Annotated in this window: 18 protein-coding genes; 7 read left to right on the plus strand and 11 right to left on the minus strand. The window is 64.5% G+C overall.

Annotated elements, in window-relative coordinates; genetic code table 11:
* Nucleotides 1-4: 4 nt before the first annotated feature.
* From ABNP46_RS03115 to ABNP46_RS03135, 5 genes are all read right to left on the minus strand, one after another.
* The gene (locus ABNP46_RS03115) at nt 5-841 is read right to left on the minus strand and encodes a transporter substrate-binding domain-containing protein (RefSeq protein ID WP_349920966.1); all 837 of its coding nucleotides are present in this window, start codon (nt 839-841) and stop codon (nt 5-7) included.
* Nucleotides 838-1599, minus strand: coding sequence for an amino acid ABC transporter ATP-binding protein (locus ABNP46_RS03120; protein WP_349920967.1), 762 nt, complete (start codon nt 1597-1599; stop codon nt 838-840). The genes ABNP46_RS03115 and ABNP46_RS03120 overlap by 4 nt, the downstream gene beginning before the upstream one ends.
* A complete protein-coding gene (locus tag ABNP46_RS03125; protein ID WP_349922355.1) occupies nt 1596-2258 on the minus strand; it encodes an amino acid ABC transporter permease in 663 nt (220 codons plus the stop codon). The genes ABNP46_RS03120 and ABNP46_RS03125 overlap by 4 nt, the downstream gene beginning before the upstream one ends.
* Before the next feature lie 92 nt (nt 2259-2350).
* Nucleotides 2351-3016, minus strand: a complete 666-nt coding sequence (locus ABNP46_RS03130) for an amino acid ABC transporter permease (RefSeq protein WP_349920968.1) — start codon at nt 3014-3016, stop codon at nt 2351-2353.
* Nucleotides 3013-4224: a threonine synthase gene (locus ABNP46_RS03135; RefSeq protein ID WP_349920969.1), complete on the minus strand. Its 1212-nt coding sequence runs from the start codon at nt 4222-4224 to the stop codon at nt 3013-3015. The genes ABNP46_RS03130 and ABNP46_RS03135 overlap by 4 nt, the downstream gene beginning before the upstream one ends.
* Nucleotides 4225-4438: 214 nt before the next feature.
* Here ABNP46_RS03135 and ABNP46_RS03140 point away from each other — a divergent pair, with 214 nt between their 5' ends.
* Nucleotides 4439-6592 (plus strand): prolyl oligopeptidase family serine peptidase, encoded by a 2154-nt coding sequence (locus ABNP46_RS03140; RefSeq protein ID WP_349920970.1) that lies wholly within the window; start codon nt 4439-4441, stop codon nt 6590-6592.
* A 197-nt stretch (nt 6593-6789) separates the two neighbouring features.
* Nucleotides 6790-8928 carry an AsmA family protein gene (locus ABNP46_RS03145; RefSeq protein WP_349922357.1) on the plus strand — a complete coding sequence of 713 codons (2139 nt, stop codon included), beginning with the start codon at nt 6790-6792 and terminating at the stop codon, nt 8926-8928.
* A 64-nt stretch (nt 8929-8992) separates the two neighbouring features.
* Here the strand turns inward: ABNP46_RS03145 and ABNP46_RS03150 are convergent, their stop codons facing one another.
* From ABNP46_RS03150 to bufA2, 3 genes are all read right to left on the minus strand, one after another.
* Nucleotides 8993-9778 carry a DNA-binding domain-containing protein gene (locus tag ABNP46_RS03150; protein WP_349920971.1) on the minus strand — a complete coding sequence of 262 codons (786 nt, stop codon included), beginning with the start codon at nt 9776-9778 and terminating at the stop codon, nt 8993-8995.
* Nucleotides 9762-10640 (minus strand): MNIO family bufferin maturase, encoded by an 879-nt coding sequence (bufB, locus tag ABNP46_RS03155; protein WP_349920973.1) that lies wholly within the window; start codon nt 10638-10640, stop codon nt 9762-9764. Before bufB ends, ABNP46_RS03150 begins: the two co-directional genes overlap by 17 nt.
* An 85-nt stretch (nt 10641-10725) precedes the next feature.
* Complete coding sequence (gene bufA2 / locus ABNP46_RS03160; protein WP_349920975.1) at nt 10726-10992, minus strand: BufA2 family periplasmic bufferin-type metallophore; 267 nt, start codon at nt 10990-10992, stop codon at nt 10726-10728.
* A gap of 366 nt (nt 10993-11358) precedes the next feature.
* Here bufA2 and ABNP46_RS03165 point away from each other — a divergent pair, with 366 nt between their 5' ends.
* On the plus strand, nt 11359-12093 hold the full coding sequence (locus ABNP46_RS03165) for an SDR family oxidoreductase (RefSeq protein ID WP_349920976.1): 735 nt from the start codon (nt 11359-11361) through the stop codon (nt 12091-12093).
* 73 nt (nt 12094-12166) lie between these two features.
* On the opposite strand, the gene glnE is transcribed toward ABNP46_RS03165, so the two are convergent.
* From glnE to ABNP46_RS03180, 3 genes are all read right to left on the minus strand, one after another.
* A complete protein-coding gene (gene glnE / locus ABNP46_RS03170; RefSeq protein ID WP_349920977.1) occupies nt 12167-15049 on the minus strand; it encodes a bifunctional [glutamate--ammonia ligase]-adenylyl-L-tyrosine phosphorylase/[glutamate--ammonia-ligase] adenylyltransferase in 2883 nt (960 codons plus the stop codon).
* A gap of 194 nt (nt 15050-15243) precedes the next feature.
* Nucleotides 15244-15687: a GNAT family N-acetyltransferase gene (locus tag ABNP46_RS03175; RefSeq protein ID WP_349920979.1), complete on the minus strand. Its 444-nt coding sequence runs from the start codon at nt 15685-15687 to the stop codon at nt 15244-15246.
* A gap of 72 nt (nt 15688-15759) precedes the next feature.
* Nucleotides 15760-17010, minus strand: coding sequence for a methyl-accepting chemotaxis protein (locus tag ABNP46_RS03180; RefSeq protein WP_349920980.1), 1251 nt, complete (start codon nt 17008-17010; stop codon nt 15760-15762).
* A gap of 31 nt (nt 17011-17041) precedes the next feature.
* Between ABNP46_RS03180 and ABNP46_RS03185 the strand changes: the two genes are divergently transcribed.
* The 4 genes from ABNP46_RS03185 (at nt 17042) to hemE (ending at nt 20814) form a co-directional block, all read left to right on the plus strand.
* Nucleotides 17042-17863, plus strand: a complete 822-nt coding sequence (locus ABNP46_RS03185) for a potassium channel family protein (RefSeq protein WP_349920981.1) — start codon at nt 17042-17044, stop codon at nt 17861-17863.
* Between the two features lie 199 nt (nt 17864-18062).
* Nucleotides 18063-18668 carry a TIGR04211 family SH3 domain-containing protein gene (locus ABNP46_RS03190; RefSeq protein WP_349920982.1) on the plus strand — a complete coding sequence of 202 codons (606 nt, stop codon included), beginning with the start codon at nt 18063-18065 and terminating at the stop codon, nt 18666-18668.
* A gap of 144 nt (nt 18669-18812) precedes the next feature.
* On the plus strand, nt 18813-19592 hold the full coding sequence (gene nudC / locus ABNP46_RS03195) for an NAD(+) diphosphatase (protein ID WP_349920983.1): 780 nt from the start codon (nt 18813-18815) through the stop codon (nt 19590-19592).
* 154 nt (nt 19593-19746) lie between these two features.
* Entirely contained in the window at nt 19747-20814 is a 1068-nt protein-coding gene (gene hemE / locus ABNP46_RS03200) for a uroporphyrinogen decarboxylase (RefSeq protein WP_349920984.1), read from the plus strand.
* Nucleotides 20815-20980: the final 166 nt, after the last annotated feature.

Raw genomic sequence — 20980 nt, forward strand, 5'->3', positions numbered from 1 at the left:
GGGGTCAACCCTGCCACTTGCCTCCTTCCACTATCACGTCGTTGGGATCGGTATCGGCGCTCAGGCGATCTCGCACGTACTGGTCATAGAGTTTGAGCAGGTATTTCTCCTCCCCCAGCTTGGCGAGGCGAGCGTTCACCCAGTCACGCAGCTCGACGTTGCCCTTCTTCACCGCCGGTGCGATTGGGTCTTCCGAGCCCAGCTTCTCGGGCAGCACCCGATAACCCGGGTTCTCCTTGGCCCAGCTGAACAGCACCAGGTTGTCCTGGGCGTAGGCGTCACCACGACCCTGGGCCAGGGCCTGCAGGGATTCGGAGTTCTTCTCGAACTTGATCACCTTCCAGTCCGGGTGATTGCGGGTCAGCCAGATGTCGGCGGTGGTGCCGGTGGTGACGATCAGGGTCTTGTCCGCCAGATCATCCAGCCCCTTGGCGGCGCTCTTTTCGGGTACCAACACCTGTACCGCGACCTTGAGGTTCGGGTTGGTGAAGTCCACCACCTCGCGCCGCTCCGGGGTCACCGTCATGTTGGCGAGGATGAGATCCACCTTGTCACTCTGCAGGAAGGGGATGCGGCTGGCGGGTTCCACCGCCACGAATTCGACCTTGTTTTCGTCCCCCAAGAGATCCTTGGCGAAACGGCGGCCGAGATCGGTATCGAAGCCGACGTAGTTGCCCTTCTCGTCCACATACCCGAAGGGGGGCTTGTCGGTGAAGACCCCGACGATGAGTTTGTCGCGGGCCTTGATCTTGTCGAGGGAACCGTCCGCCGCCTGGGAGGTGCCGCTGGCGATCCCGAGCCCAATGAGGGCGCTGAGCAGAACAGAGGTGATTTTTTTCATGCTGACTCCTTTCGCTTGATGACATGGGTATAAGAAAACTTGTCGAGGAACTGGCGGGCACGCTGGCTCCTCGGATTCTCGAAGAATTGCTGGGGGGCGGCCTGCTCCAGGATGTGGCCGCCGTCCATGAAGACGATGCGATCCGCCACCGCCCGGGCGAACGCCAGCTCGTGGGTGACGATGAGCAGGGTCATGCCGCTGCCGGCGAGATCCCGGATGACCGCCAGCACCTCCTGCACCATCTCGGGATCCAGGGCGGCGGTGACCTCGTCGAACAGCATCACCTGAGGGTTCATGCACAGGGCCCGAACTATGGCGATGCGCTGCTGCTGGCCGCCGGAGAGCTCGCGCGGATAGGCGTGGCGCTTCTCCCACAGGCCCACTCGGTTCAGCAGTTGCTCCACCTGCAGCAGGGCCTCGGCCCGTTCCCGCCTCTGCACCCGGAGGGGCCCGAGCAATACGTTCTCCTGCACGGTCAGATTCGGGAAGAGGTGATAGCTCTGGAACACCATGCCGATGCGCTGGCGCAGCCGCTGCCAGTCGGTGTGGGTATCGAGAGCCTCGCCGTCGAAGCGGATCTCGCCGCTCCCGATGGACTCGAGGCCGTTGAGGGTGCGCAGCAGGGTGCTCTTGCCGCAGCCGCTCGGCCCCAGGATGACGATCACCTCGCCGGGGTTCACGGTGAGGCTGACCCCGTCCAGCACCCGGTGCTGGCCAAATTGTTTGCTGATGGCATTGAGTTCAAGCAGAGGTGTCATACCGCATTACCCCATTTTTGCTCCAGCCGGCGCGAGGCGAGCGAGAGCGGATAGCAGACCAAAAAGAAGAACAGGAACAGCAGGCCGTAGATGAGCACGGAGGCATAGGTGCGCTCGATGATCTGCTGGCCCACCTTGATCATCTCCACCACCCCGATCAGCACCGCCAGCGAGCTGGTCTTGATGATACGGGTGTGAATGTTGATGGTCGGCGGCGTCAGCCGTTGCAACGCCTGGGGCAGCAAAACGTAGCGATAGAGCTGCCAGCGGGAGAGGCCAAGGGCCAGTCCGGCCTCCTGCTGACCACGGGCGAGAGATCTCAGACCGCCGCGCACCACTTCCCCCACCTCGCTCGCCCCCCAGAGGGAGAGCACCAGCACGGCGCACCAGAAGGCCGGGATATCGAGGCCGAAGACGATGGGTAGCCCGAAGAAGAACAGATAGAGCCACACCAGCACGGGCACCACCCGAAACAGTTCCAGATAGACCCGTAGTACGCCCTGGGTCAGCCGACTCTCCTGCTGGGCCAGCACGCCGTAACCCAGGCCACCCAGGGTGGCGAACAGGATGGCGAGCAACGAGATGGCGAGGGTCTGGCCCGCGCCGACGATGAGCAGAGGCAGGGCCTGGCCCAGCAACTCAGAAACCGGAGTGGTCACAGTCATCCCTCCCTTCCAATGCATGCAGGGCTGGTGACGGCAGCGGCAGAAAGATCCGTGCCCACATAGGGATCCGCGCCTGCATCAGCGATTCAGTGACCGAACTGACCATGTTGCAGCCTCCTCTCCAGGGCGCGCAGGGCGAGGGACAGCGGCAGGAAGATCAGCACGCACATCAGTGTCAGCACCGCCAGCATCTCGTAGGTCTTGTAGTAGAGGGCGATGTAGTTCTTGGTGGTGTAGAGCAGCTCGGGCACCGCTACCGCCGAGGCCACGGTCGTCTCTTTGAGCAGGAAGATGAAGTTGGCAAAGAGCGCCGGCAGGCTGGCGAGCCAGGCCTGGGGCAACTGCACGTGGCGCAGCAGTTGCCAGCGGGAGAGGCCGATGGCCTGGCCCGCCTCCAGCTGACTCGGAGGCACCGCCTGCACCCCGGCTCGCAGCGCCTCTGTGAGGTAGCCACCGCCCAAGAAAGTCATGGCGATCACCGCCGTGGTGAAGCCGGAGAGGGAGAGCCCGAGCGCAGGCAGCCCGAAGTAGAGAAAGAACAGCTGGATCAGCAGCGGCGTGTTGCGGGCCAGCTCCACATAGCCGCGGATCACCCCGTTCAACCAGAGTTTGTGCAGGCCGAGCAGCGCCACGTTGATCAGGGCCACCGCGAGGGCGGTGACGATGACGATGGCGCCGAGTTGCAAGGTGACCCAGACCGATTTGCCAAAGGCAGGCAGGGTGGAGACGACAAAGGCCCAGTCGAAGGTCATGTGGGGATCCTCCCGTCACGGCGCAGCCGCTGGGGCACCACGGTAATGGCGTCCGGGTACTTGATACCGGCGCCGGTGTTGAGCACCACCACCCGCTCCCCTCCTTTTATCCAGCCCGATTCCCGCAGCTGGCGGGCGGCGGCGAAGGCGGCGGCCCCCTCCGGGCAGACGAAGCTGCCCTCCTGGGCGGCGAGCTGGCGGATCTCGCTCTGGATGGCTCTGTCGTCCACCGCGATGGCGCAACCCTCGGTGCGATAGAGGGCGTCGAGCACCAGAAAGTCCCCTAGTGCCTTGGGCACATTGATGCCAAAGGCCAGGGTCTGGGAGTCGGGCCAGAAGGTCGATTCTGACGCTCCCTGCTGCCAAGCCTGGACGATGGGGGCGCAGCCGCTCGATTGCACCGCCACCAGTCGGGGGAGGGGGCCCTGAACCCAGCCCAGCTCCTGCAATTCCCGCAGCGCCTTGTAGATGCCGATGAGGCCGACGCCGCCACCGGTGGGGTAGAGGATGGCATCCGGCAGGGTCCAGCCGAGCTGCTCGGCGATCTCCAGCCCCATGGTCTTCTTGCCCTCGATGCGATAGGGCTCCTTCAGGGTGGAGGCGTCGAACAGGGACTGTTCCGCCACCGCCTGGGCCACCTGGCGGCCGGCGTCGCTGATGAGGCCATCCACCAGATAGAGGCGGGCACCGGCCAGCGAGGTCTCCAGCCTGGTAATGGCGGGGGCCGCCTGGGGCATGACGATGGTGCTGCGCAGGCCGGCGCGGGCACCGTACAGGGCCCAGGCCGCGCCGGCGTTGCCGTTGGTGGGCATGGCGAAATGGGCGATGCCGAGCTCGCGGGCACGGGAGAGGCCGACCGCGGCGCCGCGGGCCTTGAAGGAGCCGGTGGGGATGATGCTCTCATCCTTCATCCAGAGATCCGGGATGCCGATTTGCTTGCCGAGGGTCGGCAGGGGCAGCAGAGGAGTGAAGCCCTCCCCCAGGGTTACTACCTGGGCGGGATCGCGCACCGGCAGCAGCTCGTGGTAGCGCCACAGGCTGGCGGGGCGGCCGAGCAGGGCGGCCGGGTGCCAGGCCTTTTTCAGGGCATCGAGATCGTAGCTGGCGAGCAGCGGGGCCCCGACCCGGCTCAGTTGCTGGGGCTGGTCGGCATCATGGATTTCGCCTGTCTTGCTGCAACGCAGATGTGAGAGATAGCTATAGGGCATGGATTATCCTGAGCGGGTCGTCTGGCGTGGTCTGTTATGCCATCCTGTGACCCAAGTGCCGGATAACAAACAAAATAAAGCGGCAAACCAAAGTGAAAAGATGGCTATGAGGCGCGCCGAACTGGCATGGCCGTTATGCGGGTCTGGGGGGTTGGGGCTGCCGCCACTCTTTGCTAACCTGCCTGTTTCATTCGAACAGCAGGGAGTTGCCTCGATGCGATCCATCGTCAGTCTGCTGGCCCTGTCACTGCTCGCCGGTTGCAGTGGCCAGTCTGACCCCACTCAAGAGGATGCCATGTCAGGGAAAGCGCGCCTTCACTACCCCGTCACCCGCCAGAGCGATCAGGTGGATCACTATTTCGGTCAGGCCGTGGCCGACCCCTATCGCTGGCTGGAGGATGACCGCAGCCCCGAGACCGAGGCCTGGGTCAAGGCCCAGAACGCGGTGACCCAGGACTATCTGGCCCGGATCCCGTTTCGGGAGGCGATAAAGAACAAGCTCGCCGCCTCCTGGAACTATGCCAAGGAGGGGGCGCCGTTTCGTGAGGGGCGCTACCACTACTTCTTCAAGAACGATGGCCTGCAGAACCAGAACGTCTTGTGGCGCCAGGCACCGGGCAAGCCCGCCGAGGTATTCCTCGATCCCAATACCCTCAGCACCGACGGCACCACGGCGCTGGATCAGCTGAGCTTCTCCCGGGATGGCAAGCGGCTGGCCTACTCCCTGTCACTCGCCGGCAGCGACTGGCGCGAGATCCACCTGATGGACGTGGAGAGCAAGCAGCCCCTGGAGGCGCCCCTCAAGGACGTGAAGTTCAGCGGAATCAGCTGGCTTGGCAACGAGGGCTTCTTCTATTCGAGCTATGACAAGCCGGACGGCAGCGAGCTGTCGGCCAAAACGGATCAGCACAAGGTCTACTTCCATCGCCTCGGCACGGCCCAGGAAGATGATCGGCTGGTGTTTGGCGCCATCCCGGCCCAAAAGCACCGCTACGTGGGGGCCAGCGTCACCGAGGATGACCGCTACCTGCTCATCTCGGCGGCGAACTCCACCTCGGGCAATCGCCTCTATGTGAAGGATCTGACCCAGGACAATGCCCCGCTCCTGACCGTGCAGGGGGAGCTGGATGCGGATGTGAGCCTGGTGGACAACAAGGGCAGCACGCTTTATCTGCAGACCAACCGCGGCGCCCCCAATGGCCGGCTGGTGACGGTGGATGCGAGCAACCCGGGACCCCAACAGTGGCGTGACCTCATCCCCGAGCGGCCCCAGGTGCTGACGGTGCACAGCGGCGCCGGCTATCTCTTTGCGGAATATATGGTGGATGCCACTGCCCGGGTCGAGCAGTTCGACCATGACGGCAACAAGGTGCGGGATATTGCACTGCCTGGCCCCGGTAGCGTCAGCGGTTTCAACGGCAAGCACGATGACCCGGAGATCTACTTCGGCTTCGAGAACTATGCCCAGCCGCCGACCCTCTACCGACTGGCCCCCAGGAGCGGTGACATCAGCCTCTACCGCGCCTCGGCGGCGCCGTTCAATCCCGCGGATTATGTCTCGGAGCAGCGTTTCTACCAGAGCAAGGATGGCACCCGGGTGCCGCTCATCATCAGTTATCGCAAGGGGCTCAAACTCGACGGTAGCAACCCCGCCATCCTCTATGGCTACGGCGGTTTCGATGTGAGCCTGACTCCGAGCTTCAGCGTCTCGGTGGCGAGCTGGCTGGACCTGGGGGGTATCTACGCGGTGGCGAACCTGCGCGGTGGCGGCGAGTACGGTCAGGCCTGGCATCTGGCGGGCACCCAGATGAACAAGCAGAACGTGTTCGACGACTTCATCGCGGCGGCCGAATACCTGAAGGCCGAGGGCTACACCAGTACCGACAAGCTGGCGGTGCGTGGCGGCTCCAACGGTGGCCTGCTGGTGGGCGCCGTCATGACCCAGCGCCCGGATCTGATGCGGGTCGCCCTGCCGGCGGTGGGGGTGCTCGATATGCTGCGCTACCACACCTTCACCGCCGGGGCGGGTTGGGCCTATGACTACGGCACCAGCGCCGACAGCGAGGCCATGTTCACGTACCTGAAGGGCTACTCCCCCCTGCACAATCTGCGCAAGGGGGTGAGTTATCCCTCGACCCTGGTGACCACGGCGGATCACGACGATCGTGTGGTGCCGGCCCACTCCTTCAAGTTCGCCGCCACCTTGCAGGCGGACAACGAGGGCCCTCACCCCCAGCTCATTCGCATCGAGAGCAATGCGGGGCACGGGGCGGGCACGCCGGTCACCAAGCTCATCGAGCAGAGCGCGGATCTCTATGCCTTCACTCTCTATGAGATGGGTTACCGGCAGCTGCCGTTGCAACCCTGAGCAGGGTGAGAGGGCGGGCATCCGCCGCGCCGACCATGACCAAGGGCCCTGCGGGGCCCTTTTCGTTGCGTGGGCTCCACCAAGCGGGCGGGCGCGACCATCCCTGTCTCGCCATTTGCCGGTTTTGGTTCCGCCTTGCCCTCTGTTATCCCCCCGATGGTATAGTCGGCGACAGGATCTGCATTGAGGACATCATGGTGAAGAAGATCATCTACATAGTGCTGGGGTTGGCGCTGGCCGCCCTGGTGGCCATCGTCGCCCTGGTCAGCCTGATCGACCCGAACCAGTTCAAGCCCCAGCTGGCTGAACAGGTACGCAAGAACACGGGCCGCGAACTGGTGATGGAAGGGGACATCGGCTGGCGCTTCTGGCCGAGTCTCGGTCTCAGTTTCGAGCGGGTGGCCCTGCGTAATCCCGCCGGTTTTGCCGAGCCGGATCTGGTGCGGGTGGCGCAGGGAGAAGCCTCGGTCGCCCTGCTGCCTCTGCTCTCCAATCGGCTCGACATCGGTGAGGTGACGCTCAATGGTGCCCACCTCTTCATCCAGACCAAGGCTGACGGCAGCAGCAACCTGACGGATCTGGTCAAGGATGAACGCAAAGCAGCGCCGGCAAACGAGGCGGTCTCCGCCAGCCCTGCTGATGCCGCTACCCCCTGGCAGGTCTCCCTCAAGGGGGTCTCCCTCGAGCAGGCCAGCGCCCTGGTGCAGGATGATCGCAACGGCCTCGTCTCCCGTCTGGAACGGCTGGATCTCACCCTGGGTCAGCTGACCCTGGGGCAATGGGTCCCGGTGACCCTGGCCGCCAAGGGCGCGCGCGGTGATCTGCTCTTCGACATCAAGGGACAGGCCGAGATCAAGCTGGCGCAGGATGAGAAGGAGAGCGAACTCAAGGGGCTGGCGCTGAGCGGCAGCCTAGGGGCTCCCGGCCAGCGGCTCGATGCCTTCAATCTCAAGGCCGACAGAGTGGCACTGGGTGAGTGGAGCAGTCTGACCCTGAGCCTGAACGGCGCCCAGGGAGAGGCGGCCAAACCAACGTTGGCAGGCTCTCTCGAGGGGACCCTCAAGGCGAAGGTCGACCAGAGCCTCCAGCTGGTGGAGGTGTCGGATGCGGTGTTGTCCGCCAAGCTGGACGGGGAAGGCCTGCCCCGTGCGCCTCTCTCTCTCAAGCTGGCTGGCTTTGCCCGCGCCGAGCTGGACAAGCAGACGGTGACCCTGAGCAACCTGGTGATGGGTGCCGATGATCTGCTGCTGAGCGGCAACGGGACGGTCAGGCTGGGGGCTGTGCCCAACGTCGATTTTGATCTCAAGGGCAACAAGCTGGATCTCGATGCCTGGCTGGGTCAGCCGCAGGGCGCCAAACCGGCTGCGGCCACTGCCACTGCCGCTGCACCGGCGCCAGCTGCCAGCAGCGGGGCCGCCAAGGGGGCCCTCTCCAGTGCAGAGCCTGATTTGAGTGCCCTCAAGAAGGTGGATCTGGCCGGTGAGCTGCAATTGGACGGTCTGAAGGTGAAAGGGCTGGATCTGAGCGCCGTCGATCTGCAACTGGCCCTCAATGGTGGTCAACTCACTCTCAAGCGCTTCGTCGCCGGAGTGGCCGGAGGCAAGGTCAGTGCGGAAGGGGTGGTCGATGCCCGTCAGCAACCCGCCAGCTACCGGGTACACAAGCAGATCCAGGGGGTGGAAATACGCCCGCTGCTGCAGACCCTGGCCCAGAACGACAAGCTGGAGGGCAAGGGGGATCTGGAGATCCAGGTGCAGGGGCGCGGCCTCTCCGAGCAGGCCCTGCGCAGCCAGATGCAGGGCACGGTGAGCCTGAAGCTGAGCGATGGTGCCTTGCATGGCATCAACCTCGCCCAGATGATCCGCGAGGCGCGGGCCACCCTGACCGGCAAGGGCGCCGAGCAGGTCAAGGAGGTGCGCAAGACCGACTTTAGCGACCTTAGCGCCCGCTTCCAGATAGCGAACGGCATCGCCAGCAGCAACGACATCCAGCTGGCGGCCCCGGCGCTGCGGGTGAAGGGGCAGGGGCAGACCGCCCTGGTGCCCGAGACCCTCGACTTCCTGTTCCTCACCTCGGTGGTGGAGAGCAGCAAGGGGCAGGGGGGCAAGACGGTGGATGAGCTCAAAGACATCACCATACCGGTGCGCATCGGCGGCCACTGGCAGGCGCCGAGCTACCAGCTCGATGTGAAGGCGCTGCTCAGCAACAACAAGGTACTGGAAGAGAAGGCCAGGAAAGAGGCCGAGCGGGGTCTCAAGAAACTGCTGGGAGACAAGGCCGGCGACGAAGGGATCAAGGGTGCGGCGGATCAGCTGCTCAAGGGCTTGTTCAAGTAACCTCTTGTTTCATCTGACGATCACGAAAACGGGCCCAGTGGGCCCGTTTTTTTGTCTGCGCAGCTCAGTCCTGCCGATACCCGCCGATCAGCCCCTCGGCGAGCCAGAGCTGCAGGAAGCAACCCGCCCGAAAGGCGGCGACCTCCTCCCCCAGCCGCTCCCCAAGGTGGAGGCAGAGATCGGCAAAGGTCGCTATTCGGAACAGATCCTGCACCGCCGCCGCCTCATCGGGCTCCAGGCTGCGGTAGCGGCTGAGGCGCTCGCCGTCCCGCCAGATGAGGCAGAGACTCGCCTGCTCCTGACGACCAGGGGGGGGCGGGGCCTGCTCCGCCTTGAGCGCCTTCCACACCGCCAGGGTGTTGAAGTACTGGGGGTGCAGGTCGGCTGAAGGCACCGGCACGAAACGCATGCCGGGCCAGGACTCGGCAGGCTGTTGCTGGATGTCGGTCAGGGTCAGGGGGGCGGTATCGGCGGCGTCGAAGGCGGCCCGCAGCCGCCATTCGAACTCGGCGAGCTCCGCCACCTGGCGATGCTCGTCGAGGACCTGCTCGAGATAGTGGGGGAAGCCGGCGCCGAGTGTGCGCAGGGTCCAGCCGTGGGGCGGATGCTGGGTCAGATAGCCGAGGCAGCACTGCTCGAACAGGTCATCCCCCACATAGGCCCAGGTCTGTTCGAAGTCTTCTTGCAGGCACTCCAGCAGCCGGCTCTGGTAGGCGTTGGCATAGATGTGCCAGCGCAGCGAGGTGGGCAGATGCCCTTCGACCAGGGGGACGGGGGCGGATTCCGGCTGCTGCTGCAGGCCTTGCATGAAGGCCAGTTGCAGGGCTTGCAGTTCAGCGGGCACCGGCATGGGGCACCTCGGCACGGGCTGATGCCGCCTGGCTGGCAGCGGGCCAGTGGGGGGCGGCGATGGCCCTCGCCTGGTTCAGCTCCGCCACCAGATCACTGAAGGGGGGAATGTGATCGTCGCGCTCTATCATGGTGCTGACGGGGCCGAAGCGGCGCACCGCCCGCTCGTAGAGGGCCCAGACCGGGTCGACGATGGGGTGGTCGTGAGTGTCTATCACGTAGTCCCCGTAATCGCTGTGACCGGCGAGGTGGAACTGCACCACGGCCTCGGTATCTATCTCGTCCAGATAGGCGTTGGCATCGAAGCCGTGGTTGCGGCTGCTCACATAGATGTTGTTGATGTCGAGCAGCAGTTTGCATCCGCTCTGGCGGCTGAGCTGGTTGAGAAAGTCCTGCTCCAGATACTCGTCCCCCGGGAAGGCGAGATAGGTGGAGGCGTTCTCCAGCACCAGGGAGCGGCCGAGGTAGTTTTGCACCGCATCGATGCGATCGAGCAGATGGGTCAGCACTGCGTCCGTCAGGGGCAGGGGCAGCAGGTCATGGCTGCTCTGGCCGCCCGCGCCGGTCCAGCAGAGGTGATCCGACAGCCAGACGGGCTCCACGCTGCGCATCAGCTCCCGCAGACGGGCGAGGTAATCCATGTCGAGGGGATCCGCCGAGCCGATGTTCATGGAAACCCCGTGCATGACGATGGGGTAGTCGGCGCGCACGCGATCGAGATAGTGACGGGGCTTGCCCCCCGCCACCATGAAATTTTCGGACAGGATCTCGAACCAGTCGACGCCCCTGGCGCCATCCAGCACATCCTGAAAGTGAGGGGGTCTGAGGCCCAGACCAAAACCTAGCCAGGGAAAGTGATCCATCCAGACTCCTTGGGCGAAAAGGCCGTTAAAAAACAGGCCGGTAACCCTTTACAGGGGCCGGCCATGGCAAGAGCGTGTGGTCAGCTTAGCGGACTTTTCCACCCTTGGCGTTGCACTCTTCCCGGGTCATGCTGAGGAAGCCTTGGCCCTTGCAGGATCCTTGCCCCTTGCAGCTGTTCTTGGCAGTCTTGCAATCGTTGTGGCCCTTGCAGCTGTTCACTCCCCAGCAGTGCACCTGGTCTTCACCGTGTTGCCCGGTATTGGCAGCCATGGCGGTGCCAGAGAGGGAGACGGCGGCCATGGCCAGTGCGGCGCCGGCCAGACAGTTGAGGGTTTTGCGGGTTGCGTGCATGTCGTTCTCCTTGGGTCATGCCGTCACTCTGCCCGTATTGGCCGAGTGTCCGTGTGACGTCATCTGGTGAGGCGCGGCCTCCGGTACTGTGTTTTGGAGGAGTGGCTCACTGACCCTTCATTACGATCCGGTTCTCATGCCTGGATCACTGGGGTCGCGATGACGACGCTCATTGAACAAGACCGTGGCGAGCGCCATTTACATTCAGGCAACATGCATCTTTTTTGAAAAAAATCCTGCAGGCCCCGCCAGTACTGGGCTGACGAGCAGCGCCGGATCCCCAGGAAGGGCGGTGTTTCCCTTGCCGCTACAGCTTCATGGAGTAGTATCACAGGCCGGATGGCCATCAATGAACAGGGAGGGGGAATGAGAGGCAAGGTATTGATCACCGGCGCGAGCCGGGGGATAGGGGCCGCGACGGCCCGCCATCTGGCGGAGCAGGGTTATGGGCTCTGCCTCAATTATCATCGCAATCGTGCCGCCGCCGAGGCGCTGGCGGCGGAGCTTGGCGAGCGTTGCGGCGTCCCCTGCATCGCCGTGCAGGCGGATGTCAGTCAGGAGGCCGAGGTGGTGCGGTTGTTCGAGGAGATGGACGCGCGACTTGGCCCCCTCACCCATCTGGTCAACAACGCCGGCATCCTGCAGCCCCAGATGAAAGTGCTGGAGATGAGCGCCGAGCGCATCAACAAAACTATGAGCACCAATGTGACCAGCTATTTCCTCTGTTGCCGGGAGGCGGTGCGCCGGATGACGGCCGGAGGGGCCATCGTCAACGTCTCCTCCGCCGCCGCCCGTCTGGGCTCCGCCGGTGAGTATGTGGACTATGCCGCCTCCAAGGGGGCCATCGACGTGCTGACCCGGGGGCTGTCGCTGGAGGTGGCGGCACTGGGGATTCGGGTCAACGGGGTGCGGCCCGGGTTCATTTATACCGAGATGCACGCCGACGGTGGCGAACCCGGCCGCGTCGATCGCATCAAGGGGAATATTCCGCTGCAACGAGGTGGTCAGCCAGCAGAAGTTGCTGCCGCCATCGCCTGGCTATTGTCGGATGAGGCTTCTTACGCCACCGGCACCTTTATCGATGTGGCCGGTGGGCGTTGAGTCGGCGGTCGCTGGCGGAGAATCGCAAAAGAGGGGCGCCATGGCGCCCCTCTTTGCAGTGCAGACATGACGTTCACTCCCCCAGCAGTTGTTGCCAGACGGCCTCGACCAGGCTGCGTTCTGGCAGCAACTGGTCGTCACTGACCTTGCGGGAGATCTCCGAGAGGTTGAGGCGATGGCCGAGGTTGCGGATCTCCAGATAGGCGTGCTTGAGCCCCTCCGCCTGCTCCAGGGTCAGCACCCCCGCCATGACGCACTCGTCGAAGATGCGCACGTTATCGGACCAGCGGGTCAGGGCGTCCGGCTCGCCGCTGGCGTGGGCCAGCACCAGGTACTGGGCGATGAACTCGATGTCCACCATGCCGCCGGGGGATTGCTTGAGGTCGAACTCCCCCTCGCTGGCCTTGAGCAGGTGATCCCGCATCTTGTGGCGCATCTCGCGCACCTCCCTGGCCAGGGTGGGCAGATCCCGCTCCCTGGCGAGTACGGCCCGGCGGATGCGGACGAATTCGGCGACCACGGCGTCATCCCCGTAGATGGGGCGGGCCCGCACCAGGGCCTGATGTTCCCAGGTCCACGCCTCCTGCTGCTGATACTGCTCGAAGGCGGCGAGGGAGGAGACCAGCAACCCCGAATCGCCGGACGGGCGCAGCCGCATGTCTATTTCGTAGAGGATGCCGGACGGGGTGCGGGTGCTGAACAGGTGCAGGATGCGTTGGGCCAGGCGCAGGTAGAACTGGCGGCTGTCGATGGGCTTGCGGCCATCGGTATAGCCGTTGGGATCGCCGCCGTGCAGGAAGACGAGATCCAGATCCGAGCCATAGCCGAGCTCGATGCCGCCGAGCTTGCCGTACGCCACCACGGCGAAGCCGCGCCGGTCACTGGTGACCTCGGGGGGCACGCCATAGCGCTCGCTCATCTGGACCCAGGCCTGATTGACCACCTCCTCGGTGATGGCCTCCGCCAGCCAGGTGAGGTGATCGCTCACCTTCATCAGCGGCAGGGCACCGGCGATATCGGCCGCCACGATGCGCAAGAGTTGCACCTGCTTGAACTGGCGCAGGGCTTCCATCTGCTGCTCCACATCCTCCTCGGGAATGCGCAGCAGGAACTGGCGCAGCTGGGGCTTGTACTGATCCAGCGGGGTGGGGTGGTAGAGGTGCTGGGGATCCAGCAGCTCGTCCAGCAAGATGGGGTAGCGGGCGAGCTGTTCGCTCACCAGGTGGCTGGCGTCGCACAGCCGCACCAGCTGGCGCAGGGCGGCGGGGTTTTCCGCCAGCAACTGCAGATAGGCGCTGCGGGTGAAGATGCGGGTGAGCAGGGTGCAGACCCGCTCGAACAGGCGGGCGGGCTCCTGGCTTGCCACTACCAGCCGCAGCAGCTCGGGCATCAGCCAGTCCAGGGCGATCCGCCCCTGGGGGCCGACTTGGCGGCGTTTGTATTCCTCCTTGAAACGCAGCAGGGCGGCGCAGAGGGGGGCTGGCTCGCTCACTCCCTGGCCGGTCAGCAGGCTCGCCAGCTCGGTTGCGTCCAGCTCGGTGCGCCAGAGATCGAGCCAGAGCTGCTCCAGATGGGCGGGCGCCTCTTTTTCCTCCCCTACTACGGCGACGAACTCCAGGTGAACGGCGGCCATCTCCTCGTCCAGGTGCGCCATGAAGGCGGCCCAGTCATCAAACCCCAGAGAGGTGATCAGCCGCAGCCGATCCCGCTCCTCGGTGGGCAGGGTCTGGGTCTGTTGATCGCCAATCTCCTGCAGGATGTTCTCGACCCGGCGCAGGAAGCGATAGGCGCCGAGCAGGCGCTCGGTGCGCTCGGGCTCCAGGGCTCCCCCCTGGGCGATGGCAGCCAGCGCCTCGGGCAGGTGGCGCACCCGCAGGGCGGGCTCACGGCCGCCGCGGATGAGCTGCAACGCCTGGGCGATGAACTCCACCTCGCGAATGCCGCCGGCGCCGAGCTTGATGTTGCCCTCCAGCCCCTTGCGGCGCACCTCGGCGGCGATCATCGCCTTCATCTGGCGCAGGCCGTCGATGACCCCGAAGTCGATGTAGCGGCGGAACACGAAGGGGCGCAGCAGCTCGGTGAGGGCCTGGGCATGCTCGCATTGGGGCCCTAGCACCCGCGCCTTGACCATGGCGTAGCGCTCCCAGTTGCGGCCGTGGTGCTGGTAGTAATCCTCCATGGCGGCAAAGGAGATGGCCAGTGGCCCCGCCTCGCCGAAGGGGCGCAGCCGCATGTCGACCCGAAACACCTGGCCGTCCTGGGTCGGCTGGTGCAGGGCGTTGATGAGGCGCTGGCCGAGCTTGATGAAGAACTGCTGGTTGGCGAGTTCCCGCCGTCCGCCGACCGTGTAGCCGTTCTCCGGGAAGGTGAAGATAAGGTCGATGTCGGAGCTGAAGTTCAGCTCGCCGCCGCCGAGCTTGCCCATGCCGAGGATGAGCAGGGGCTGGGGATCCCCGTTGCCATCCACCGGGGTGCCGAGCTCGCTGCACTGCTTGGCATAGAGCAAGTCGCGGGCCGAGCAGATGAGGGCATCCGCCAGTTTGGTCAGATGGATGAAGCTCTCCTCCACCGCCGCCAGCCCCAGCAGCTCGCGCCAGGCGATCACCAGCATGCGGCTGCGCCTGAATTGGCGCAGCACCCGTTTGAGCGCCTCCTCGTCCTGGATCTCGGCGAGCAGGGAGGCGAGATCCCCCTCGTAGGCGGGCCAGCGTTCGGCCTTGGCAAGATCGCCGCTCTCCAGGGTCTCTTTTAGCAGACTCGGCTGCTGGATAAGGGAATCGGCGATGAAATCCGAGAGCCCGAGCAAGACAAGCAGTGTTTGCTGCTGCCCGGCGGGCAGCTCCCCGTAGGCCGGCACCAGGGCGAGCAGCCGCTGCCACTGGCGGCTGGCCTGCTCGTGCAGCAGGGGCGGGAGAGAGGGGAGAGACGCGGGAGAGAGAGAATCATGCTGGGCCACGGTTGCCGTCCTTGTGATTAACGGGTCTGCGAAGAAAAGGGAAACGCCGGCAGCCAATCTATCATCGCCGCGGGGCTCGGCACAGTGGGATGGGCGATCGGCGTGCCGGCGATCCCATCCGGTGTCGCGGTGACGTACCGTCACCGGTCGGGGGCAAGAGATGTTGACCGGTGAGAAACCGCAGTCCGCGGAGCTCAGGGGCGCCGGTAGATATCGGGGTCGTATTGCTCCATCAGGCTCTCTGGCCGGGCTGGTGCGGTGAAGCCGAAGCCGGCGTAGAGTCCGTGGGCATCGGCGGTGGCCAGCATGAGACGGCGCAGCCCCTGCAACTCGGGATGGGCGAGGATGGCGGCGATCAGCGTCTTGCTGTGGCCCTGACCGCGATGGGCCGGTAGCACGAACACGTCAGAGAGATAGCCGAAAGTGGCCCGATCCGTGATCACCCGGGCGAAGGCGACCTGCTGACCGTCCAGGTAGCCGCCGAAGCAGAGGGAATGGTTGATGGCCCGCTGCACGGTGGCAAACGGAATGCCGGGGCTCCAGTAAGCCTCTTCGGACAGGAAGCGGTGGATCAGCGGCACGTCGAGCCGCCCCTTGTCGTCGCTGATCTCCAGTCTGGTCTTGTCGCAGAGTTGCATCCTGGCTCCTTGCCGTGGCGTTCAAAAAAGAAGGCTCCTTGCGGAGCCTCTCAACATACCAGCATGTGCCGGTCAGGCAAGTTTGAAGGCCTGGATATGGTTGTCCAGCGTCTGGCTGTGGTGCTCCACCAGTTCGGAGGCATCTTTCAGCTCCCGCAGCACCACCACGGATCCTTCCACCACCTGTTTGACCTGCTCCAGGTTGGCGCTCATCTCCTCGGCCACCGAGCTCTGCTGCTCGGAGGCGGCGGCGATCTGGCGGTTCATGTCGGCCACGCCCTGTACCCGCTGCACTATGGTGGCGAGCTGATCGCCAGCCTGGGTCACCTGCTCCACCCCCTTGTCCGCCTGCTGCACGCTCTGGGCCATCAGGCCGACGGCCTGGCGGGCATTGCCTTGCAACTGCTCGATCATCTTCTGGATCTCGACGGTGGCGGCCTGGGCCCGGTTGGCGAGCTCCCGCACCTCGGAGGCGACCACGGCGAAGCCGCGTCCCGCCTCACCGGCGCGGGCGGCCTCGATGGCGGCGTTCAGGGCCAGCAGGTTGGTCTGCTCCGAGATGCTGCGGATGGTGTCCACTACTGAGCCGATACGATCCACCCCGTGCTCCACCTCGTTGACCACGGTGGAGGAGCGCTGGATGTTGTCGGACAGGGTATCGATGGTGCTGACGGTGGCGGCCACGCAGCGGCTGCCCTCCTCGGCCAGGGCACTGGCATCGGAGGTGGCATGGGAGGCCTGCTCCGCATGGGCGGCCACCTCGCGAATGGCGCCGACCATCTGGCTCATGGCGCTCGCCAGCTGTTCAATCTGGGTGAACTCCTCGTTGATCGCCTCGTTGGCCTCTTCCATGCAGAGGGTCACCTGGGAGGCGATGTCGTTGAGCTCCTTGCAGGCGACACGCTGGGTGCCGAACACCTCCTTGAGATTCTCCTGGGAGTGGGCCACCGCCTTGGCGATGTCACCGAATTCGTCGCGGGACTTGAGCAGCACGCTGTGGCTGAGATCCTTGCGGGCGAAGCGCTCGAGCAGCCCCACCAGGTAGTGCACCTGTTTGACCATGAGGCGGGAGCCGGTCAGCAGCAGGATGACGAAGATCACCCCCATCAGGGCCGTCTCCATCAGGCCGGTCCAGAGCAGGCGATCGGAGATGGCATTGGCCTTGGCGGCCTCGATGCCTTCGGCCAGCAGGGTGGCCTCCAGGTTGCTGGCATCGAACCAGAGTTTGACCAGCAACAACAGGGTGCTGAACACCATGAGCAGGACCACTTTGGGCACCAGACGGATATTGCTCATGCGCCGTTCCAGCGAGTTCAACTGCATAATCTTTCTCCTTTCAACGTCCATTTTTCCTTTGTCATCATGGCTATCGGCATTATCTTCCTTTTTGTTACTTGGTACTGCGTTTAAAGTTGGAAAATGTATGCGACATCACTTAAGTCACCTGCGCGCCACGGATCTGCTGATGGCGTTTCTGTCGGTGATCTCCGTCATCCTGGTGGGCGCCCGCTGGTGGGGGTATGGGGAGCTGAGCCCCCAGACCCGACAACTCTTCTATGACCTCGACAGCCTGATCTGCTACTTCTTCCTCGCCCATTTTGCCTATGGCTGGGTGCGGGCATCCGATCGGATGGCCTTCTTCAAGGCCAACTGGTTCTATCTGCCGGGCAGCCTGCCCATGGTGGAGCAACTGCGCTGGGCGCGGCTGATCCAGCTGTGGCGCGTTTATCAACTGCTGCGTGACGGGCCAGATTTGCTCGGCATGTTCCGCCGCGAGCGCAACGAGACGACGATCTCCGGTATTCTGTTTCTGTTCTTCCTGTTGCTGGGGGTCGGCTCTGGCGTCATGTTCTGGCTGGAGTCGGGCCATCCCGGCAGCCAGATAGAGACGCCCTATGACGCCTTCTGGTGGACGCTCGTCACGTTATCTACCGTGGGCTACGGGGACCTGGTCCCCAAGACCGAGGAGGGGCGTTTCGTCGCCAGCCTGCTGATCCTGTTCGGGGTCGGGTTGTTCGGTGCCATCAGTGGTTTCATGGCCAGCCTGTTTGTTCATCCGGGCCGCACCAGCGAGGACGACAGCCAGTGGCGGCGCAGGCAGCACGAGCAGCAGGAGCAGTTGCTGCAAGAGATCAAGGCATTGCGGGAAGAGGTAAAGGCGCTGCAGCAACGCTAGGCGGCCCCATTGAAGCCAATGGGGGGCGGATCCCGGTTCGACCCCCGGGGCGGCGTCTGGAATGGTCGCGTGGGGTTAGGCACAAGATGCGAGCCAGCGCTCAGGGCGGGGGAGGGTATCTTTCTTTGCTTGTCCTTTGACCCGCCAGCAGCTTAACATTCCGCCTGTCACCTAACTCAACGAAGAGAATCGATCGACCATGCGCGCCCTTCTCGGGATTTTGATCTGCTTGTGTGCCCAACAGGCACTGGCCGACACCCGTTATGTTTCAGACAACATCTTTACCTATATCCACAACGGCCCGGGTACCCAGTACCGGATCCTCGGCAGCGTCAAGGCCGGTGAGTCCCTGGAGGTCAAGACGGTCAACAATGAGGCCGGCTTCACCCAGATAGTGGACGGTCGTGGCCGTGAGGGCTGGATCAAGAACAGCGAGCTGCAGAGCCAGATCAGCCTGCGCGAGCGCCTGCCCCAGGTGGAGAAGGAGCTGGAAGAGGCCAAGGCCCGTCTGCTGAACCTCAATGGCGACAACGAGCGCCGCTTCGCCGAAAAAGATGGCAAGCTTGCCGAGCAGACCCAGGAGATCGCCACCCTGAAGGCCCAGCTGGCCAGCCAGGGTGACGAGATGGGGAACCTCAAGGAGCAGAACGAGGCCCTGACCCAGAGCTACGACAACCAGGAGCACGACATGCAGATGGACTGGTTCATCCGTGGCGGCGCCATGGTGGGCGGCGGCATCCTGCTGGGCATTCTGCTCCCCATGTTGCCCCGTCGTCGCAAGAGCAGCGAACGCTGGATGAACTGACGACCATCATGGGTTGGATGAAAGAGGGCCGCGAAAGCGGCCCTCTTTTTTCAAGGGGCGGGTCGCCAGCGGGGATGGGCGGCCGTAAGATGGAGCGCATGCGTCCGTGCCCTGCACCTTCTTCTCAACGAGAGTCTTCATCTTATGTCATCGACCGAACAGGCCCGCTGGTTCGTGCTGGGGGGCGATCACCTCGTCCTGCTGGACGGGCAGGGGCAGATCCCACAGGGTTGTCGTAGCCAGCTGCCCGCCGAGCTGCAGGACGCCCCTTTCGAGCCCTTTGATCACTGGGAGGGCCTGCCCTGCCACCTGCTGGATCTGGGGGAAGAGGCCGACACCTCGGCCATGACGGGCCTGCGCCAGCTGATGGTGGCCGGGGACGAGGAGGGCTTTCGCCTCGCGGGTCGCGCCTGGCAGCTCGCCACCTTCCGCCGCAGCCATCGCTTCTGCGGCGAGTGCGGCGCCGCCATGGTCCCGAAGGCGGGGGAGTGGGCCATGGCCTGCGGGCAGGGGCACGTGGTCTATCCGCGCATCTCCCCCTGCATCATAGTGGCGGTGCGCAAGGGAGCGGCCATCCTGCTGGCGGCCCACCGTCGTCACTATCAGGCGGAGGATCCCATGTATACGGTGCTCGCCGGTTTCGTCGAGGCCGGTGAAAACCTGGAGCAGTGCGTGGCGCGGGAGGTATTCGAGGAGAGCGGCATCAGGGTGCACAATGTGCGCTATGTGGCGAGCCAGCCTTGGCCCTTCCCCCACAGCCTGATGATGGGCTTCACCGCCGATTACCAGAGCGGCGAGATCAAGGTGCAGGACGAGGAGCTGGTGGCCGCCGACTTCTTCGAAGCCGACCGCCTGCCCCGCCTGCCCCCTCACGGCACCATAGCGCGCAGCCTGATTGAGCAGTGCCTCGCCGGCGACGCCTGACCGACGTCCGGACCAAGAGGATGAGGGGCGCTTGTTTGCGCCCCTTCACATCTTTGTGCACCGATGGCCCCACTCTGTGTTTGAGCCGCCCTAAGCCCCACACAAAGTGGTATCATATCCGCCATTTTATGCTGGATATGACTCAGGAACTGGGATGAAAGAGCTGAAAAACGATCGATACCTGCGTGCCCTGCTGCGCCAGGAAGTGGACATGACCCCGGTGTGGATGATGCGTCAGGCCGGCCGTTATCTGCCGGAATACAAGGCGACCCGCGCCGTGGCGGGGGATTTCATGTCCCTGTGCCGCAACGCCGAGCTGGCCTGCGAGGTCACCCTGCAGCCCCTGCGCCGCTATCCGCTCGATGCCGCCATCCTCTTCTCCGACATCCTGACCGTGCCCGACGCCATGGGGCTCGGCCTCTACTTCGAGCACGGCGAAGGCCCGCGCTTCGAGCGCCCCATCAAGTCCATGGCGGATGTGCAGGCCCTGCCCATCCCGGATCCGGAAGACGAGCTCGGCTACGTGATGAATGCGGTGCGCACCATTCGCCGTGAGCTCAAGGGGGAAGTGCCCCTCATCGGTTTCTCCGGCAGCCCCTGGACCCTGGCCACCTACATGGTGGAGGGCGGCAGCTCCAAGGCGTTCACCAAGATCAAGCAGATGATGTACGCCGAACCCATGACCCTGCACCTCCTGCTGGACAAGCTGGCGGACAGCGTGATCGCGTATCTCAACGCCCAGATCAAGGCCGGCGCCCAGTCGGTCATGGTGTTCGACACCTGGGGTGGCGTGCTGACCCCGCGGGATTACCGCGACTTCTCCCTGCAGTACATGCACAAGATTGTCGATGGCCTCATCCGCGAGCATGACGGTCGCCGGGTACCGGTCACCCTGTTCACCAAGAACGGCGGCCAGTGGCTGGAGCAGATCGCCGCTACCGGCTGTGATGCGCTGGGTCTGGACTGGACCACCGACATTGCCGACGCCAAGCGCCGGGTCGGTGACAAGGTGGCGCTGCAGGGCAACATGGATCCCTCCATGCTCTACGCCGCCCCCGAACGCATCCGTGAAGAGGTGGCCACCATCCTGGCCGGTTTCGGTCAGGGCAACGGCCACGTCTTCAACCTGGGTCACGGCATCCACCAGGACGTGGATCCCGAGCACGCCGGCGTCTTTGTGAACGCGGTGCACGAGCTCTCTGCCCAGTATCACGGCCGCTGAGGCCGTCACATGCGTATGACGACGGGGCCTGCTGGCCCCGTTTTGCTATCCGCGACTGGGCGCCGTCATGCGTGGGGATTACACCCGGGCCCTGGCTCGGGTTACACTGCGCCATCGGTGACCCTGGGTCACACACAAGACAGCCGGCGAGCCCTGAATGGGGGCC

Origin of the sequence: Aeromonas veronii, assembly GCF_040215105.1 — a bacterium.
Taxonomy (GTDB): domain Bacteria; phylum Pseudomonadota; class Gammaproteobacteria; order Enterobacterales; family Aeromonadaceae; genus Aeromonas; species Aeromonas veronii_G.

Bases quoted from the DNA above. Each gene is read 5' to 3' on its own strand.
- ABNP46_RS03135 (WP_349920969.1), bottom strand. From the start codon at position 4,224: ATGCCCTATAGCTATCTCTCACATCTGCGTTGCAGCAAGACAGGCGAA.
- ABNP46_RS03180 (WP_349920980.1), bottom strand. From the start codon at position 17,010: ATGCAGTTGAACTCGCTGGAACGGCGCATGAGCAATATCCGTCTGGTG.
- nudC (WP_349920983.1), top strand. From the start codon at position 18,813: ATGTCATCGACCGAACAGGCCCGCTGGTTCGTGCTGGGGGGCGATCAC.
- bufB (WP_349920973.1), bottom strand. From the start codon at position 10,640: ATGGATCACTTTCCCTGGCTAGGTTTTGGTCTGGGCCTCAGACCCCCT.
- ABNP46_RS03165 (WP_349920976.1), top strand. From the start codon at position 11,359: ATGAGAGGCAAGGTATTGATCACCGGCGCGAGCCGGGGGATAGGGGCC.
- bufA2 (WP_349920975.1), bottom strand. From the start codon at position 10,992: ATGCACGCAACCCGCAAAACCCTCAACTGTCTGGCCGGCGCCGCACTG.
- hemE (WP_349920984.1), top strand. From the start codon at position 19,747: ATGAAAGAGCTGAAAAACGATCGATACCTGCGTGCCCTGCTGCGCCAG.
- ABNP46_RS03150 (WP_349920971.1), bottom strand. From the start codon at position 9,778: ATGCCGGTGCCCGCTGAACTGCAAGCCCTGCAACTGGCCTTCATGCAA.
- ABNP46_RS03140 (WP_349920970.1), top strand. From the start codon at position 4,439: ATGCGATCCATCGTCAGTCTGCTGGCCCTGTCACTGCTCGCCGGTTGC.
- ABNP46_RS03115 (WP_349920966.1), bottom strand. From the start codon at position 841: ATGAAAAAAATCACCTCTGTTCTGCTCAGCGCCCTCATTGGGCTCGGG.
- ABNP46_RS03120 (WP_349920967.1), bottom strand. From the start codon at position 1,599: ATGACACCTCTGCTTGAACTCAATGCCATCAGCAAACAATTTGGCCAG.
- ABNP46_RS03130 (WP_349920968.1), bottom strand. From the start codon at position 3,016: ATGACCTTCGACTGGGCCTTTGTCGTCTCCACCCTGCCTGCCTTTGGC.
- ABNP46_RS03175 (WP_349920979.1), bottom strand. From the start codon at position 15,687: ATGCAACTCTGCGACAAGACCAGACTGGAGATCAGCGACGACAAGGGG.
- ABNP46_RS03190 (WP_349920982.1), top strand. From the start codon at position 18,063: ATGCGCGCCCTTCTCGGGATTTTGATCTGCTTGTGTGCCCAACAGGCA.